General features: G+C 67.0%; 15 protein-coding genes. 11 read left to right on the plus strand and 4 right to left on the minus strand.

Annotated elements, in window-relative coordinates:
* Nucleotides 1–11 precede the first annotated feature (11 nt).
* On the minus strand, nt 12–257 hold the full coding sequence (locus tag QTH87_RS08885) for a DUF1653 domain-containing protein (protein WP_286608558.1): 246 nt from the start codon (nt 255–257) through the stop codon (nt 12–14).
* Nucleotides 258–291: 34 nt separating this feature from the next.
* Here QTH87_RS08885 and QTH87_RS08890 point away from each other — a divergent pair, with 34 nt between their 5' ends.
* The 3 genes from QTH87_RS08890 to QTH87_RS08900 all read left to right on the plus strand — a co-directional run bounded on the left by QTH87_RS08890 (nt 292) and on the right by QTH87_RS08900 (nt 4779).
* Entirely contained in the window at nt 292–2151 is a 1860-nt protein-coding gene (locus tag QTH87_RS08890) for a M48 family metallopeptidase (protein ID WP_286608559.1), read from the plus strand.
* Between the two features lie 11 nt (nt 2152–2162).
* Nucleotides 2163–3434: an RsmB/NOP family class I SAM-dependent RNA methyltransferase gene (locus QTH87_RS08895; protein ID WP_286608560.1), complete on the plus strand. Its 1272-nt coding sequence runs from the start codon at nt 2163–2165 to the stop codon at nt 3432–3434.
* Between the two features lie 130 nt (nt 3435–3564).
* The gene (locus tag QTH87_RS08900; protein WP_286608561.1) at nt 3565–4779 is read left to right on the plus strand and encodes a DesA family fatty acid desaturase; all 1215 of its coding nucleotides are present in this window, start codon (nt 3565–3567) and stop codon (nt 4777–4779) included.
* A gap of 145 nt (nt 4780–4924) precedes the next feature.
* Here QTH87_RS08900 and rpmG read toward each other — a convergent pair whose 3' ends face one another.
* From rpmG to trxB, 3 genes are all read right to left on the minus strand, one after another.
* The gene (rpmG, locus tag QTH87_RS08905; protein ID WP_007830291.1) at nt 4925–5098 is read right to left on the minus strand and encodes a 50S ribosomal protein L33; all 174 of its coding nucleotides are present in this window, start codon (nt 5096–5098) and stop codon (nt 4925–4927) included.
* 11 nt (nt 5099–5109) lie between these two features.
* The gene (rpmB, locus tag QTH87_RS08910) at nt 5110–5343 is read right to left on the minus strand and encodes a 50S ribosomal protein L28 (RefSeq protein WP_028251282.1); all 234 of its coding nucleotides are present in this window, start codon (nt 5341–5343) and stop codon (nt 5110–5112) included.
* A gap of 202 nt (nt 5344–5545) precedes the next feature.
* Nucleotides 5546–6496, minus strand: a complete 951-nt coding sequence (gene trxB, locus QTH87_RS08915; RefSeq protein WP_286608562.1) for a thioredoxin-disulfide reductase — start codon at nt 6494–6496, stop codon at nt 5546–5548.
* A gap of 165 nt (nt 6497–6661) precedes the next feature.
* Here trxB and QTH87_RS08920 point away from each other — a divergent pair, with 165 nt between their 5' ends.
* From QTH87_RS08920 to QTH87_RS08955, 8 genes are all read left to right on the plus strand, one after another.
* Entirely contained in the window at nt 6662–7336 is a 675-nt protein-coding gene (locus QTH87_RS08920) for a Crp/Fnr family transcriptional regulator (RefSeq protein WP_286608563.1), read from the plus strand.
* Between the two features lie 127 nt (nt 7337–7463).
* Nucleotides 7464–9857 (plus strand): DNA translocase FtsK, encoded by a 2394-nt coding sequence (locus QTH87_RS08925; protein WP_286608564.1) that lies wholly within the window; start codon nt 7464–7466, stop codon nt 9855–9857.
* A gap of 135 nt (nt 9858–9992) precedes the next feature.
* The gene (gene lolA, locus QTH87_RS08930) at nt 9993–10625 is read left to right on the plus strand and encodes an outer membrane lipoprotein periplasmic chaperone LolA (RefSeq protein WP_286608565.1); all 633 of its coding nucleotides are present in this window, start codon (nt 9993–9995) and stop codon (nt 10623–10625) included.
* 70 nt (nt 10626–10695) lie between these two features.
* On the plus strand, nt 10696–11988 hold the full coding sequence (locus QTH87_RS08935; RefSeq protein ID WP_286608566.1) for a replication-associated recombination protein A: 1293 nt from the start codon (nt 10696–10698) through the stop codon (nt 11986–11988).
* A gap of 284 nt (nt 11989–12272) precedes the next feature.
* Entirely contained in the window at nt 12273–13202 is a 930-nt protein-coding gene (locus QTH87_RS08940) for a branched-chain amino acid ABC transporter permease (protein ID WP_286608567.1), read from the plus strand.
* Nucleotides 13203–13212: 10 nt separating this feature from the next.
* On the plus strand, nt 13213–14394 hold the full coding sequence (locus QTH87_RS08945) for a branched-chain amino acid ABC transporter permease (protein ID WP_286608568.1): 1182 nt from the start codon (nt 13213–13215) through the stop codon (nt 14392–14394).
* A 16-nt stretch (nt 14395–14410) separates the two neighbouring features.
* Nucleotides 14411–15181: an ABC transporter ATP-binding protein gene (locus QTH87_RS08950; protein ID WP_286608569.1), complete on the plus strand. Its 771-nt coding sequence runs from the start codon at nt 14411–14413 to the stop codon at nt 15179–15181.
* A gap of 1 nt (nt 15182) precedes the next feature.
* Complete coding sequence (locus QTH87_RS08955) at nt 15183–15899, plus strand: ABC transporter ATP-binding protein (protein WP_286608570.1); 717 nt, start codon at nt 15183–15185, stop codon at nt 15897–15899.
* Nucleotide 15900 lies beyond the last annotated feature (1 nt).

Here is a 15900-nt window from a genome sequence, read left to right on the forward strand (position 1 = left end):
ATCGCCGAGGCTCAATCTCCCTGATCGAGCTTCTCGAAGCGCAGACGCGAGGCGCCGTCGATCTCCACGCAGCTGTTGAACATGGCGGCCGGCCGCACCCAGAGGCCACGTTGGCCGTACAGCGCGCGGTAGAGAGTCATCGGTTCCAGGGTTTCGCTGTGGCGCACGGTGCCGAGGACCTCGTAGTCGCCGCCCTTGTAGTGGCGGTAGCGGCCGAGCGGGGTCTCGATCAGGGGTGGCAGGTCGTCGTCGTTCACTCGGGTGTCTCCTTCATGCAACTGAAAGGTCGGGATGGATAGGGCGGATTTCGTTCACCTCGTTCGCCTGAGCGAGCATGCCAGCGCCGACGACAGCCACGGCTATCGGCGCGGTGTCGCCGTCTTCGCGGCGCTCGGCTACCTGTGGGTGATCGCCTGCCTCGCGCTCGCGCTGGGCCTCATCGCCTGGATTCTCGGCGGCCTCGGGCAGGGCGGGCGTTTCGGCTTCACGCGCGGCTGGCTGCTGCTGTTCGCTCTCGGCCTGCTGTGGGCCACGCTGCGCGCGCTCTGGGTGCGTTTCGACGAGCCCGAGGGCGTCGAGCTCGAGCGCGAGGACGCGCCCGAGCTGTTCGAGGCGCTCGACCGCATCCGCAAGCGCATCGACGGGCCGCCGGTGCACCGCGTCTTCCTCGACGACGAATTCAACGCCAGCATCCGCCAGCTGCCGCGCTTCGGTCTCTTCGGCGGCGCGGTCAACCACCTGAGCATCGGACTGCCGCTGCTGATGGCGCTGGACCGCCGCCGGCTGCTGTCGGTGCTAGCGCACGAGTACGGCCACCTGCGCGGCAACCACGGCAAGCTCAGCGCCTGGATCTATCGAACCCGGCTGTCCTGGCTCAAGCTCGACGCCAGCTTCCAGCGCGACGAGGGCGTGATGGCCTACGCCTCGCAGGCCTTCTTCCGCTGGTACTTCCCGCGCTTCGCTGCCCGGACCTTCGCACTTGCGCGGCAGGACGAGTACGAAGCCGACAGGGTCGCCGCGCGGCTGCTCGGCACCCGTGTCGTCGGGCGCGCACTCAGCGAGATCGTGGTCAAGAGCGCCTGGTATGCGGAGCGCTTCTGGCCCGCCCACTGGGCGCGGGCGCTCGACGACGAACTGCCGGCGGGCCCGTTCGCGTCGATGGCGCCACAGCTCGGCGGCCCGATGGCGCCGGAATTCGCGCGCGTCGCGCTGCGCAACGCCTTGCGCGCAGTCAGCGACGTCGACGACACCCATCCCGTGCTGCGCGACCGCCTCGAGGCCCTGGACGAGAAGCCGGCGCTGCCGTCCTGGTCCTCCAAGCCGGCGCTCGGCCTGTTGGCCGACGGGCAGCGCTGGATCGAGCATTTCGATGCCGAATGGCGCAGCTCCCACGCCGGCGACTGGAAGCAGCACCACGCCTACCTGGTGCGCGTGCGCGAGCGCGTGAAGGTGCTCTCGGCCGCTGCCGGCCGCAACAGTGCCGACGAGATGGTGGAGTGGGCCGACTGCGCGCGCCGCATCGACGCCGCGGCCGACGTGCTCGGGCACTACGAGCGCGCGCTGCAGCTCACCGAGAACCATCCGGGCGCCCTGCGCGGGCTCGCGCAGCTGCTGCCGGCGAGCGACCGCAGCGCCCGGCTGGCGGTGCTCGAGCGGCTGCACGAATCGAGCGTCGCCAGCCGCTGGTGGGCGGCGCGCACCGCGCTCGCGCTGCTCGAGGACCCCGATGCCGGCGGCCACGACGATCGCGCGATCAAGCTCTGGCGCGAGCGCGCCAAGGTCGCGGAGGAGGCCGAGCAGCGCGCCTGGGAGGAGATCACGGCGACGCCCTGCTTCAGCCAGATCACGCGCCACGACCTGAGCGAATTCGAGCTCGGCGAGCTGCGCGCCGACCTGCTGCGCTGCACGCCGGTGGCGCGCGCCTGGCTGGTGCGCAAGACCCTGCGCGAATTTCCGTGGCGGCGTGCCTACGTGCTGTTCCTCGAGCTGCCCGACCTGGTCGACGACGAGCGCTGGTACCTGTGCCGCCAGCTCGAGCAGACCCTGGGGCTGCCCGGCGCGGTACTGGTGCTCTGGGCCGGCCATTCGCCCACGCTCGAGCAGATCGAGCGGCAGGCCTTCGGCGCCATCTGGACCCGCGGCGAGGACTGAGACAATGGGGGATGCACCCCAAAGCCCTGCTTGACGCCACCGCCGACCTCGTCGGCCTGGTCCTGAAATTCGATCACCCGGCCGACCAGGTCGTTTCGCGCTTCTTCCGCGACCACCGCGAGTTCGGTCCGCGCGAGCGCGCCACCCTGGCCGAGACGGTCTACACCGTGCTGCGCAAGAAGCAGCTGTTCGACCATCTGTCGCCCTCGGGCAGCGGCCCCAAGGAGCGCCGCATGGCGATCCTGGGCTTCCACGGCCCGCGCGACTTCCTCAAGAGCGCGCTCAACGACACCGAGAAGCGCTGGCTCGACAACTGCGACGGCGTGAAGCAGGACGACCTGCTCGAACGCCATCGCCACAACCTGCCGGAGTGGCTGGTGGCACCGCTCAAGGCGCAGCTGGGCGACCAGTTCTGGCCGCTGGCCGAGAGCCTGCAGCAGCCGGCGCCGCTCGACCTGCGGGTCAATGCGCTGGCCGACAAGCGCGCCGAGGTCCAGAAGGAGCTCGCCAAGGCCGGCATCAAGGCGGTCGCCACGCCGTATTCGCCATGGGGCCTGCGCGTCGACGGCAAGCCGCCGCTCAACAAGCTCGATGCCTTCACGCGCGGCGCGGTCGAGGTGCAGGACGAAGGCTCGCAGCTGCTCGCGCTGCTGCTCGACGCCAAGCGCGGCGAGATGGTGGTCGACTTCTGCGCCGGCGCCGGTGGCAAGACGCTCGCGATCGGTGCCAGCATGCGAAATACCGGGCGCCTCTACGCCTTCGACACCTCGGCGCACCGGCTCGATGCCCTGAAGCCGCGGCTGGCGCGCAGCGGCCTCTCGAATGTCCACCCGGCCGCCATCGCGCACGAGCGCGACGACCGCATCAAGCGCCTGGCCGGCAAGATCGACCGCGTGCTGGTCGATGCGCCGTGCTCGGGACTCGGCACGCTGCGGCGCAATCCGGACCTCAAGTGGCGCCAGTCGCCGCAGTCGGTCCAGGAACTGACCGCCAAGCAGACCGCCATCCTGCAGAGCGCGGCCCGGCTCGTGAAGCCCGGCGGACGGCTGGTCTACGCCACCTGCAGCGTCCTGCCCGAGGAAAACGAGGCGATCGCCGAGGCCTTCGGCGCCGCCAACCCCGACTTCGAGCTCCAGGACGCGGCGGCGCTGCTGGCCGGCCTCAAGGTAGAGAACGCGGCCTCCCTTTGCGCCGGCGGGGAGGGCGGCACCCGTTACCTGCGGCTTTGGCCGCACCGCCACGCGACGGACGGTTTTTTTGCTGCCGTGTGGAACCGGAAATAGGCTCAGCGCTCCAAAGAAGGTGTAAATCTTGCGGTGAATCAAGTGTTTAGGCCCCTTTTCGGGCCCGAACCTTTAAAATCGCTGGTTACCTGAAGGCTGCACCTTTGTGCGCCATGGAGTACTGATTTCAATGTTGCCTCCTGACTCTGCCGTACTGAGCGCGGCCATCGACTGGCTCGGAAACGGTTTGTTGGACCTCACGTGGTGGGAAGTCGTGCTGTACACGCTCGTCACCACGCACATCACGATCGCGGGCGTCACGATCTTCCTGCACCGCACGCAGACGCACCGGGCCATGGATCTGGGGCCGATTCCGTCGCATTTCTTCCGCTTCTGGCTCTGGCTCAGCACCGGCATGGTGACCAAGGAATGGGTCGCCATCCACCGCAAGCACCACGCCAAGTGCGAGACCGTTGACGATCCGCACAGCCCGCAGGTCAAGGGCATCGACGAAGTCATGTGGCGCGGCGCCGAGCTGTACCGCAAGGAATCGAAGAACAAGGAAACGATGGAGCGTTTCGGTCACGGCACGCCCGACGACTGGATCGAACGCAACCTCTACACGCGTTTCAGCTGGCAGGGCGTGGGCCTGATGCTGGTCATCAATGTGGCGCTGTTCGGCATGCTGGGCCTCACGGTCTGGGCGGTGCAGATGCTCTGGATCCCGTTCTGGGCCGCCGGCGTGGTCAACGGCATCGGTCACTTCTGGGGCTACCGCAACTTCGAAGCGGTGGACGCCAGCACCAACCTGATCCCCTGGGGCATCATCATCGGCGGCGAAGAGCTGCACAACAACCACCACACCTACCCGACCTCGGCCAAGTTCTCGGTCAAGAAGTACGAGTTCGACATCGGCTGGGTCTACATCAGCATGATGCAGAAGATCGGCTGGGCCAAGGTCAAGAAGCTGCCGCCCAAGCTGCAGATGGGCGACGTGGTGCCGGTGGCCAACGAGAAGACGCTCGAGGCCGTGATCGCCAACCGCTACGAGGTCATGGCCGGCTATGCGCGCGAGATGCGCCGTGCCACCCGCGACGAACTGGCTCAGCTAAAGGCCAAGGGTGCCGATCTGTCGGTGCTCAAGGCAGCCAAGAACTGGCTGCACCGCGACGACGAGAAGGTTCCCGCGGCCGCCCGCTCGAACCTGGTCCAGGCCCGTGCTGCCCATCCGGTGCTCGACAAGATGGTGACGATGCGCGAAGAGCTGCGCCAGCTGTGGCTCAACACCTCGCACTCGCGCGAGCAACTGGCTGCCGACCTGGCCGCCTGGTGCCATCGCGCCGAAGCCAGTGGCATCGCCGGCCTGCGCGAGTTCTCGACCAAGCTGCGCGGCGCCAGGGCCTGATTCCCCCGGCGCAGCGCGTCAAGAAAGCCGGCCTGAGCGCCGGCTTTTTTTCGTCTCAGCTTTTCTGCCTGGTCGAGCCCCGGTTCCGATCGGCCAACAAAAAACCCGCTGGATCACAGCGGGTTTTTTGTTGGGAACGGCCGAATTACTTCAGCTTGATTTCCTTGTATTCGACGTGCTTGCGCGCCTTCGGGTCGAACTTCATGATCGACATCTTTTCAGGCATCGTCTTCTTGTTCTTGCTGGTCGTGTAGAAGTGGCCGGTACCCGCGGTGGATTCCAGCTTGATCTTTTCGCGTCCGCCTTTGCTCGTTGCCATGATTCAGCTCCTTAGGCTTGGCCGCGTGCGCGCAGGTCTGCGAGCACGGCATCGATGCCGTTCTTGTCGATCAGGCGCAGCGCTGCGCTCGAAACACGCAGGCGAACCCAGCGGTTTTCGGTCTCGACCCAGAAACGACGGTATTGCAGGTTCGGGAGGAACCGGCGCTTGGTTTTGTTGTTGGCGTGGGAAACGTTGTTCCCGACCATCGGGCCCTTGCCCGTGACTTCGCAGACGCGTGCCATGTTGGACACTCTTTCTTGAACAGCTGGCACCAAAGGCAACGCAAGAGGTTGCGAAGGTGGATTGCAGCTTGACCTCGCCAGAAAACGGGTGGCGGTACCCCGGGTAGCCGGTTCGACGCGGGCGTCAAATTCGGCAAAGCCTTGGATTATAGCCCAAGCCTCGCCATGGCCGGCAACCCGGTGCTTCGAGCCGCCCCGTGCCTCACTCCTGCTCGAGGAAGCGCTGGGCGTCGAGCGCGGCCATGCAGCCGGTGCCGGCGCTGGTGATCGCCTGGCGGTAGATGTGGTCCTGCACGTCGCCCGCGGCGAAGACGCCCGGCACGGTGGTCATGGTCGCGAAGCCCTGCAGGCCCGAGCGGGTGAGGATGTAGCCGTCCTTCATCTCGAGCTGGCCCTGGAAGATGTCGGTGTTCGGATGATGGCCGATGGCAATGAAGCAGCCCTTCAGGGCCAGGTCCTCCGTGGCGCCGGTCTGAGTGTTCTTGAGCCGGATGCCCGTCACGCCCGAGTCGTCGCCGAGCACCTGCTCCAGCGTGTTGTGTACCTTGAGCTCGATCTTGCCCTCGGCCACCTTGGCGTGCAGCTTGTCGATCAGGATCGGCTCGGCGCGGAACTTGTCGCGGCGGTGGACCAGCGTGACCTTGCTCGCGATGTTCGACAGGTAGAGCGCTTCCTCGACCGCGGTGTTGCCGCCGCCGATCACGCAGACTTCCTGCTCACGGTAGAAGAAGCCGTCGCAGGTGGCGCAGCCCGAGACGCCGCGGCCCATGAAGTGCTGCTCGGATTCCAGGCCCAGGTACTTGGCCGATGCGCCGGTCGCGATGATCAGTGCGTCGCAGGTGTAGGTGCCGCTGTCGCCCGTGAGCGTGAAGGGGCGCTGGCTGAAGTCGACCTTGTTGATGTGGTCGAAGACGATCTGGGTCTTGAAGCGCTCCGCATGCTCGAGGAAGCGTTGCATCAGGTCGGGCCCCTGGACCCCATGGACGTCGGCCGGCCAGTTGTCGACCTCGGTGGTGGTCATGAGCTGGCCGCCCTGGGCGATGCCGGTGATCAGCATCGGCTCGAGGTTGGCACGGGCCGCGTAGACTGCGGCGGTGTAGCCGGCCGGGCCGGAACCGAGAATGAGAACCTTGGCGTGGCGTGGGGAGGACATGAGTAGAAAACCTAGGATTGACGCTGCGGCAGCGTGTACATTTTGAGGGTTGTGAGTAGATATGGAGTATCACCGTTGGGTTCAAGCCATCGCGTGAGCTCTTTTCAATGCGCGCGATTGTATGAATCCATGGATTCGCGTCGCGCGGAATCGGGGAAACGTTGAATGTCGATGCTGTCCAATCTTGAATTGCTTCGTCGCGTGCCGCTCTTCGCCGCACTGACGCCTACCCAGTCGGCGAGCATCGCCGATGCGATCATCAAGAAGCGCTTCAAGCGCGCCGAAGTGGTGGTCGAGCAGGGCAAGAAGTCCGACGCGCTCTACATCATCCTGACCGGCCGGGCGCGCGTCATGAGTACCGACAGCCGCGGCCGCGAGGTGATCCTCGCCACGCTGCATCCGGGCGACTACGTCGGCGAGATGAGCATGATCGACGACGAGCCGCATTCGGCCACCGTCCGCACCGAGATCCAGACCGATGTGCTGATGCTCGACCGCGAGGCCTTCGCGCGCTGCTTGCCCGAGAACTCCTCGATGTCGTACAACATCATGCGCGGCCTCGTGGCGCGCCTGCGCCACGCCGACCGCAAGATCGAGTCGCTGGCGCTGATGGACGTCTACGGGCGCGTGGCGCGCTCGCTGCTGGAGTTCGCGGTCGACGACGGCGAAGGCAACCTCAAGGTGCGCGACAAGATCTCCCGCCAGGACCTGGCCAAGATGGTCGGCGCTTCGCGCGAGATGGTGAGCCGCGTCATGAAGGATCTGGAGGAGCGCGGCTTCGTCCAAACCCAGGTCGATGGCTCGATGATCGTCAAGGAACGGCTCTCATCGCTCACCTGACCTCCAGGTCGGCGGCCCCGTGCGCCGGCCACCCTGTCGCTGGCCCTGACAACGCGGCCATGGACTTTTTCGTTGTCTCTTTGCCGTATCGCCTGCCCGCCATCGCGGGCCGGACGGCGTGCCTTTCATGACCTATTCGCTGAACACCCTCCAAAACGCCGCGCCGGGCGACGCGCAGCCCGTGCGGCTGCGCGCGATGCGCTTCGCGCACGAGATCACGCTGATCGCGGGCTTCGTGGCCCTGCTGTTCTGGCTGCTCGCGATGCTGAGCTTCGCGCCCTCCGACGCCGCCTGGTCGACGTCGGGCACCGGCGGCGAGATCAAGAACTGGGGCGGCCGAATCGGCGCCTGGCTGGCCGATGCCAGCTATTTCCTGGCCGGCTATTCGATCTGGTGGTGCCTGGCCGCCGGCTTGCGCGTCTGGCTGTCCTCCCTGGCCGGCTGGATGCGCGGCGGCGAGGTCGACGCGGCCGAGCCGCCGCCGCCGCGCGGCCGCTTCAACCGCAGCCGGCTGGCCTTCTGGTTCGGCCTCGTGCTGCTGCTGTGTGCCAGCGCGGTGCTCGAGTGGTCCCGGCTCTATCGGCTCGAATTCCGGCTGCCGGGCCACGGTGGCGGCGTGCTCGGCTACCTGGTCGGCCCGGCCAGCGTCAAGTGGATGGGCTTCACGGGCTCGGCGCTGATCGCGATCGCTGCCGGCGTGATCGGTTCGGCGCTGGTGTTCCGCTTCTCATGGGGCCAGATCGCCGAGCGCATCGGCATGCGGCTCTATTCGCTGTTCGAGTCGCGGCGCGAGAAGCGCGAGATCGCACAGGACATCGCCATGGGCAAGCAGGCCGTGCGCGAGCGCGAGGAACTGTCCGCGGTCGACATCGACCCGGGACTCGACGACGGTCCCGACGAGGAACTGCGCATCCTGCCGCGCCCCAAGCGCCGGGCACCTGCACCGCCCGTGCAGATCGAGCCCGCGCTCGCCGAGGTGCCCAAGAGCGACCGGGTGGCCAAGGAACGCCAGAAGCCGCTGTTCCGCGAGCTGCCCGACAGCAAGCTGCCGCAGGTCGACCTGCTCGACGCGGCGCAGGCGCGCCAGGAGACGGTGTCGGCCGACACGCTCGAGATGACCTCGCGCCTGATCGAGAAGAAGCTCAAGGATTTCGGCGTCGAGGTGCGCGTGGTGCTGGCCTCCCCGGGCCCCGTGATCACGCGCTACGAGATCGAGCCGGCCACCGGCGTCAAGGGCTCGCAGATCGTCAACCTCGCGAAGGACCTGGCGCGCTCGCTGTCGCTGGTGTCGATCCGCGTGGTGGAAACCATTCCGGGCAAGAACTACATGGCGCTCGAGCTGCCGAACGCCAAGCGGCAGTCGATCAAGCTCAGCGAGATCCTGGGCTCGCAGGTCTACAACGAGGGCAAGTCGATGCTCACGATGGGCCTGGGCAAGGACATCATCGGCAATCCGGTGGTCGCCGACCTGGCCAAGATGCCGCACGTGCTGGTGGCCGGCACCACGGGCTCGGGCAAGTCGGTCGGCATCAACGCGATGATCCTGAGCCTCCTGTACAAGGCCGAGGCGCGCGACGTGCGCCTGCTCATGATCGACCCGAAGATGCTCGAGATGTCGGTCTATGAAGGCATCCCGCATCTGCTGGCGCCGGTCGTGACCGACATGCGCCAGGCGGCCCACGGCCTCAACTGGTGCGTGGCCGAGATGGAGCGCCGCTACAAGCTCATGAGCAAGCTCGGCGTGCGCAACCTGGCCGGCTACAACACCAAGATCGACGAGGCCAAGGCACGCGAGGAGTTCATCTACAACCCCTTCAGCCTCACGCCCGACAGCCCCGAGCCGCTGCGCCGCGAGCCGCACATCGTGGTCGTGATCGACGAGCTGGCGGACCTGATGATGGTGGTCGGCAAGAAGATCGAGGAGCTGATCGCGCGGCTCGCGCAGAAGGCGCGCGCGGCCGGCATCCACCTGATCCTGGCCACGCAGCGGCCCAGCGTCGACGTGATCACGGGCCTGATCAAGGCCAACATCCCGACCCGCATCGCCTTCCAGGTGTCGAGCAAGATCGACTCGCGCACCATCCTCGACCAGATGGGCGCCGAGGCGCTGCTGGGCATGGGCGACATGCTCTACATGCCGAGCGGCACCGGCCTGCCGGTGCGCGTGCACGGCGCCTTCGTGAGCGACGAGGAAGTGCACCGTGTCGTCGCGTACCTCAAGTCGCAGGGGGAACCGGACTACATTGAGGGCGTGCTCGAAGGCGGTACCGTCGATGGTGACGGCGACCTGCTCGGCGAGGGCGGTGGCGATGGCGGCGGCGAGAAAGACCCGATGTACGACCAGGCGGTCGAGGTGGTGCTCAAGAACCGCAAGGCCAGCATCTCGCTCGTGCAGCGCCACCTGAAGATCGGCTACAACCGCGCCGCGCGGCTGGTCGAGGACATGGAGAACGCAGGCCTCGTGAGCGCGATGAGCGGCAGCGGCCAGCGCGAGATCCTGGTGCCGGCAAGGACGGAATGAGCTCGCCCCCAGGTTGGCTCACTTCGTGTAGCCCGCCCACCCCCTGCCGGGGGCAACGCCTGCGGCCCGGCGAAGCCGGTTCCGCGGCATTTCCCGAAGGGGGCTGGCTGCGCCGCCCCTTGCATTGGAGAGTCGATGACGAGATTGATTGCGAGTGTTGCGCTGGCGGTGATGGCCGCTTCGGCGGCGGCCACCGGCCTGGAAAGCCTCGAGGCCTTTGTGAAGAACGCGAAGTCGGGCCGTGCCGAGTTCACCCAGACCGTGACCGCCCCGCCCAGGGACGGCCAGGCGGCGCGCGCCAAGGTGTCGAGCGGCAGCTTCGAGTTCCAGCGGCCGGGGCGCTTTCGCTTCGACTACAAGAAGCCCTTCGTGCAGAGCATCGTGGCCGACGGCGAAACGCTCTGGCTCTATGACGCCGACCTGAGCCAGGTCACGCAGCGGCAGCAGGCGCAGGCCCTGGGCTCGACGCCCGCGGCGCTGGTCGCCGCCGCGCCCGACCTGCGCGCACTGCAGGCCGACTTCGCGCTCGAGAACCAGCCCGAGCGCGACGGGCTCCAGTGGGTCAAGGCGACGCCGAAGAACAAGGACGGGCAGCTGCAAAGCGTGCAGGTCGGCTTCCAGGGTGACGCGCTCGCGGCGCTCGAGATCCTCGACAGCTTCGGCCAGCGCTCGGTGCTCAGGTTCGGCAAGGTCGAGGTCAACCCCGCGCTGCCCGCGTCGACCTTCCAGTTCAAGGTGCCGAGCGGCGCCGACCTGATCCGCCAGTAGCCGCCCACCGGTCGAGCCGGTCGCCGACGCGCCCGGGCCTCTCGTCCGGCGACACTGGCGCCATCCCTCCATGGCAACGAGCACCCACCAACCCCTCGCCGAACGACTGCGCCCGCGGACGCTGGGAGACGTGATCGGCCAGCAGCACCTGCTGGGCGCGGGCATGCCGCTGCGCATCGCCTTCGAATCGGGCCAGCCGCACTCGTGCATCCTCTGGGGCCCGCCCGGCGTCGGCAAGACCACCATCGCGCGACTCATGGCCGATGCCTTCGATGCGCAGTTCCTGAGCATCAGCGCGGTGCTCGGTGGGGTGAAGGACATCCGCGAGGCGGTCGAGCGCGCCACTGCGGCGCGCGACGGACTTGAGCAGCGCCGCACCATCGTCTTCGTCGACGAGGTGCACCGCTTCAACAAGAGCCAGCAGGACGCCTTCCTGCCGCACGTCGAATCGGGCCTCTTCACCTTCATCGGCGCCACCACGGAGAACCCGTCCTTCGAGGTCAACTCGGCGCTGCTGTCGCGGGCCGCGGTCTACGTGCTGCAGCCGTTGAACGAGGACGACCTGCAGCAGATCGTGGCGCGGGCGCAGGCGATCGGGGCCGTGCCGGCCATCGAGGACTCGGCGGTCGAACGGCTGGTCGCTTATGCCGACGGCGATGCCCGCCGCCTGCTCAACACGCTCGAGACGCTGGCCGTGGCGGCCACGGCCGAGAAGCTCGAGCGCATCGCCGACGACTGGCTGCTGCGCGTGCTGGGCGAGCGGCTGCGCCGCTACGACAAGGGCGGCGAGCAGTTCTACGACACCATCTCGGCGCTGCACAAGTCCGTGCGCGGCAGCGATCCCGATGCGGCGCTGTACTGGTTCGTGCGCATGCTCGACGGCGGCGCCGACCCGCGCTACATGGCGCGCCGGCTGGTGCGCATGGCGAGCGAGGACATCGGCCTGGCCGACCCGCGCGCACTGCGGATGGCCCTCGATGCGGCCGAAGTGTACGAGCGGCTCGGCACGCCCGAAGGCGAGCTGGCGCTGGCCCAGTGCGTGGTGTACCTCGCGGTGGCGCCGAAGTCGAACGCGGTCTACAAGGCCTACAACGAGGTCAAGGCCTTCATCAAGTCGGACGGCACGCGACCGGTGCCGATGCATCTGCGCAATGCGCCGACCAAGCTCATGAAGCAGCTCGACTACGGCCGTGGCTATCGCTACGCGCACGACGAGGAGGGCGGCTTCGCGGCGGGCGAGAACTACCTGCCCGAGGGCATGGCCGCGCCTTCCTTCTACCGCCCGGTCGAGCGCGGCCTCGAGATCCGGATCGCCGAGAAGCTGCGCGATCTGCGAAAACGCAACGACGACGCGGCCGACTGAACGGTTTCCGACGGACGGCTGACGGCCGCCTCCGCGCGGGAGAAGCCCATGCACCGCCAACGGTACTTTGGAGCCGACGAACTGCCCTTTGCCTGTGCGCCAGCGGGAAAACCCGGTCGAATGCGCACCAGAACGGCGATGCGGCGTCATTACAATCCCGCCACTTAACCCGCCGTCGTCACATGCTGGCGGGTTTTTTGCTAAGTGAAACCAGGACGCCAAACCGGTGCGCCGGGTCGGCTAGCCGTCAATCGAAGGCGGCTACACACAAAGGGACTTTCGTTATGGACATCTTGCTGCAGCAGATCATCAACGGTCTGGTTCTCGGCAGCATGTACGCCTTGATAGCCTTAGGCTATACGATGGTGTACGGCATTATCAATCTCATCAATTTCGCGCATGGCGAAGTGCTCATGGTCGGCGCGCTGACCAGTTGGAGCATCATCGGCCTGATGCAGGAATCGATGCCCGGCACGCCGGGGTGGTTGATCCTGCTGATCGCGTTGATCATTGCCTGCGTGGTTGCCGCCACGCTCAACTTCGTGATCGAGAAGGTGGCCTACCGGCCGCTGCGCAACAGCCCGAAGCTGGCTCCGCTGATCACCGCGATCGGCATGTCGATCCTGCTGCAGACGCTGGCGATGATCATCTGGAAGCCGACCAACAAGGCCTATCCGAACCTGCTGTCGACCACGCCGATCCATGTCGGCGGCGCCGTGATCTCGCCCACGCAGGTGATGATCCTCAGCGTGACCGCGATCTGCCTGGCGATCCTCACCTGGCTCGTCAACTACACCAAGCTCGGCCGCGCAATGCGCGCCACGGCCGAGAACCCGCGGGTGGCGGCGCTGATGGGCATCCGGCCCGACATGGTGATCTCGGCGACCTTCATCATCGGCGCCGTGCTGGCCGCAGTCGCGGGCGTGATGTATGCGTCCAACTACGGCATCGCGCAGCACGCGATGGGCTTCATCCCCGGGCTCAAGGCCTTCACGGCGGCGGTCTTCGGTGGCATCGGCAACCTGGCCGGCGCGGTGGTCGGCGGCATCCTGCTGGGCCTGATCGAGGCGATCGGCTCGGGCTACATCGGCGCGCTCACGGGCAATGTGCTGGGCAGCCACTACAGCGACATCTTCGCCTTCATCGTGCTGATCATCATGCTCACGCTGCGGCCCTCGGGCCTGCTCGGCGAGCGCGTGGCGGACCGGGCCTGAGGAGCACGTCATGAAGAACGGCAAGAACCTCGCTCTCTACATCGTCGGCGTCATCGCGGTGCTCGCGCTGCCGCTGCTGCTGCAATCCCAGGGCAATGCCTGGGTCCGCATCGCCGACATCGCGCTGCTCTACGTGATGCTCGCGCTCGGCCTCAACATCGTGGTCGGCTACGCCGGCCTGCTCGACCTCGGCTACGTGGCCTTCTTCGCGATCGGGGCCTACCTGTTCGCGCTGCTCGATTCGCCGCACCTGACCGACACCTTCCCGGCCATCAAGGCGATGTTCCCGAACGGGCTGCACGTGCCGCTGCTCGTGGTGGTGCCGCTGGCGCTGCTGGTGGCGGGGCTGTTCGGGGCGCTGCTCGGGGCACCCACGCTCAAGCTGCGCGGCGACTATCTCGCGATCGTGACGCTCGGCTTCGGCGAGATCATCCGCGTGTTCCTGAACAACCTCGACCACCCGGTCAACATCACGAACGGACCGAAGGGCATCACGGCGATCGAGCCGGTGCACTTCTGGGGCCTCAACCTGGGCAAGGCGCTCAAGATCGGCGACTTCACGATCTCGTCGGTCACGCTCTACTACTACCTGTTCCTCGCCTTCGTGATCTTCACGATCATCATCTCGCACCGCCTGCAGGTCTCGCGCATCGGCCGCGCCTGGATGGCAATCCGCGAGGACGAGATCGCCGCCAAGGCGATGGGCATCAACACCCGCAACATGAAGCTGCTGGCCTTCGGCATGGGCGCGAGCTTCGGCGGCGTGTCGGGCGCGATGTTCGCGTCGTTCCAGGGCTTCGTGTCGCCCGAGTCGTTCAGCCTCATGGAGTCGGTGATGATCGTCTCGATGGTGGTGCTGGGCGGCATCGGCCACCTGCCGGGCGTGATCCTCGGCGCCGTACTGCTGGCGGCGCTGCCCGAGGTGCTGCGCTATGTGGCAGGCCCGCTGCAGTCGATGACCGGCGGCCGGCTCGACGCCTCGATCCTGCGCCAGCTCTTCATTGCGCTCGCGATGATCATCATCATGCTGGTGCGTCCGCGCGGCCTCTGGCCTTCGCCCGAGCACGGCAAGTCGCTCGCGCGGCGCGGCACGGCGCCGGCCTCCGGCATGCCGGCGGCGGCCCCGGGCATCGAGACGCCTGCCGACGAGGTTCCAGGCGATCCCGCGCGTCCGATGTCGATCAATCCGTGAGCGAGGACGCAACAACATGACTGAAACCATCCTCGACGTCCGCGGCATCTCCAAGCGCTTCGGCGGCCTGCAGGCCCTCTCCGATGTCGGCATGAAGATCATGCGCGGACAGGTCTACGGCCTGATCGGCCCCAATGGCGCCGGCAAGACCACCTTCTTCAACGTCATCACCGGGCTCTACACGCCCGACAGCGGCAGCTTCGAGCTGGCCGGCAAGCCCTACCAGCCGACTGCGGTGCACGAGGTCGCCAAGGCCGGCATCGCGCGCACCTTCCAGAACATCCGTCTCTTTGCCGAGATGACCGCGCTCGAGAACGTGATGGTCGGTCGCCACGTGCGCACCCATTCGGGCGTCTTCGGCGCGATCTTCCGCTCCGGCGGCTTCAAGGCCGAGGAGCACGCGATCACCGAACGCGCACACGAGCTGCTCGAGTACGTGGGCATCGGCAAGTTCGCCGACTACAAGGCGCGCACGCTGTCATACGGCGACCAGCGGCGCCTGGAGATCGCGCGCGCGCTCGCCACCGACCCGCAGCTGATCGCGCTCGACGAGCCGGCGGCCGGCATGAACGCAACCGAGAAGGTCATGCTGCGCGAGCTGATCGACCGCATCCGCAACGACAACCGCACCATCCTGCTGATCGAGCACGACGTGAAGCTCGTGATGGGCCTGTGCGACCGCGTGACGGTGCTCGACTACGGCAAGCAGATCGCCGAGGGCACGCCCGCCGACGTACAGAAGAACGAAAAGGTGATCGAGGCCTACCTCGGCACGGGAGGACATTGAGATGGCACAGACACTGCTGAAAGTGAGCGGCGTGAAGGTCGCCTACGGCGGCATCCAGGCCGTGAAGGGCATCGATTTCGAGGTCCGCGAGGGCGAGCTGGTCTCGCTGATCGGCTCCAACGGCGCCGGCAAGACCACCACCATGAAGGCCATCACGGGCTCGCTGCCCTTCCTGGGCGGTGAGATCGAATTCCTCGGCAAGAGCATCAAGGGACGCGGCGCCTGGGACCTGGTCGGCGAGGGCCTCGTGATGGTGCCCGAGGGCCGCGGCGTGTTCACGCGCATGACGATCACCGAGAACCTGCAGATCGGCGCCTACATCCGCAATGACAAGGCCGAGATCGCCAAGGACATCGAGCGCGTGTTCGCGACCTTTCCGCGGCTCAAGGAGCGCGCGACGCAGCTGGCCGGCACCATGTCGGGCGGCGAGCAGCAGATGCTGGCAATGGGCCGCGCGCTGATGGCGCGTCCCAAGGTGCTGCTGCTCGACGAGCCCTCGATGGGCCTGTCGCCGATCATGGTCGACAAGATCTTCGAGGTCGTGAAGCAGGTCTACGACCAGGGCGTGACCGTGCTGCTGGTCGAGCAGAACGCGAGCCGCGCGCTGCAACTGGCCGACCGCGGCTACGTGATGGAGTCGGGCCTGATCACCATGAGCGGCGACGCCAAGGCGATGCTGAGCGACCCGAAGGTACGCGCCGCGTACCTCGGCGAATAGT

It is taken from the genome of Variovorax jilinensis (genome assembly GCF_030316885.1).
In the GTDB taxonomy this organism is placed as follows: domain Bacteria; phylum Pseudomonadota; class Gammaproteobacteria; order Burkholderiales; family Burkholderiaceae_C; genus Variovorax; species Variovorax jilinensis.

Bases quoted from the DNA above. Each gene is read 5' to 3' on its own strand.
- QTH87_RS08890 (WP_286608559.1), top strand. From the start codon at position 292: ATGGATAGGGCGGATTTCGTTCACCTCGTTCGCCTGAGCGAGCATGCC.
- QTH87_RS08895 (WP_286608560.1), top strand. From the start codon at position 2,163: ATGCACCCCAAAGCCCTGCTTGACGCCACCGCCGACCTCGTCGGCCTG.
- QTH87_RS08900 (WP_286608561.1), top strand. From the start codon at position 3,565: ATGTTGCCTCCTGACTCTGCCGTACTGAGCGCGGCCATCGACTGGCTC.
- rpmG (WP_007830291.1), bottom strand. From the start codon at position 5,098: ATGGCAACGAGCAAAGGCGGACGCGAAAAGATCAAGCTGGAATCCACC.
- rpmB (WP_028251282.1), bottom strand. From the start codon at position 5,343: ATGGCACGCGTCTGCGAAGTCACGGGCAAGGGCCCGATGGTCGGGAAC.
- trxB (WP_286608562.1), bottom strand. From the start codon at position 6,496: ATGTCCTCCCCACGCCACGCCAAGGTTCTCATTCTCGGTTCCGGCCCG.
- QTH87_RS08920 (WP_286608563.1), top strand. From the start codon at position 6,662: ATGTCGATGCTGTCCAATCTTGAATTGCTTCGTCGCGTGCCGCTCTTC.
- QTH87_RS08925 (WP_286608564.1), top strand. From the start codon at position 7,464: ATGACCTATTCGCTGAACACCCTCCAAAACGCCGCGCCGGGCGACGCG.
- lolA (WP_286608565.1), top strand. From the start codon at position 9,993: ATGACGAGATTGATTGCGAGTGTTGCGCTGGCGGTGATGGCCGCTTCG.
- QTH87_RS08935 (WP_286608566.1), top strand. From the start codon at position 10,696: ATGGCAACGAGCACCCACCAACCCCTCGCCGAACGACTGCGCCCGCGG.
- QTH87_RS08940 (WP_286608567.1), top strand. From the start codon at position 12,273: ATGGACATCTTGCTGCAGCAGATCATCAACGGTCTGGTTCTCGGCAGC.
- QTH87_RS08945 (WP_286608568.1), top strand. From the start codon at position 13,213: ATGAAGAACGGCAAGAACCTCGCTCTCTACATCGTCGGCGTCATCGCG.
- QTH87_RS08950 (WP_286608569.1), top strand. From the start codon at position 14,411: ATGACTGAAACCATCCTCGACGTCCGCGGCATCTCCAAGCGCTTCGGC.
- QTH87_RS08955 (WP_286608570.1), top strand. From the start codon at position 15,183: ATGGCACAGACACTGCTGAAAGTGAGCGGCGTGAAGGTCGCCTACGGC.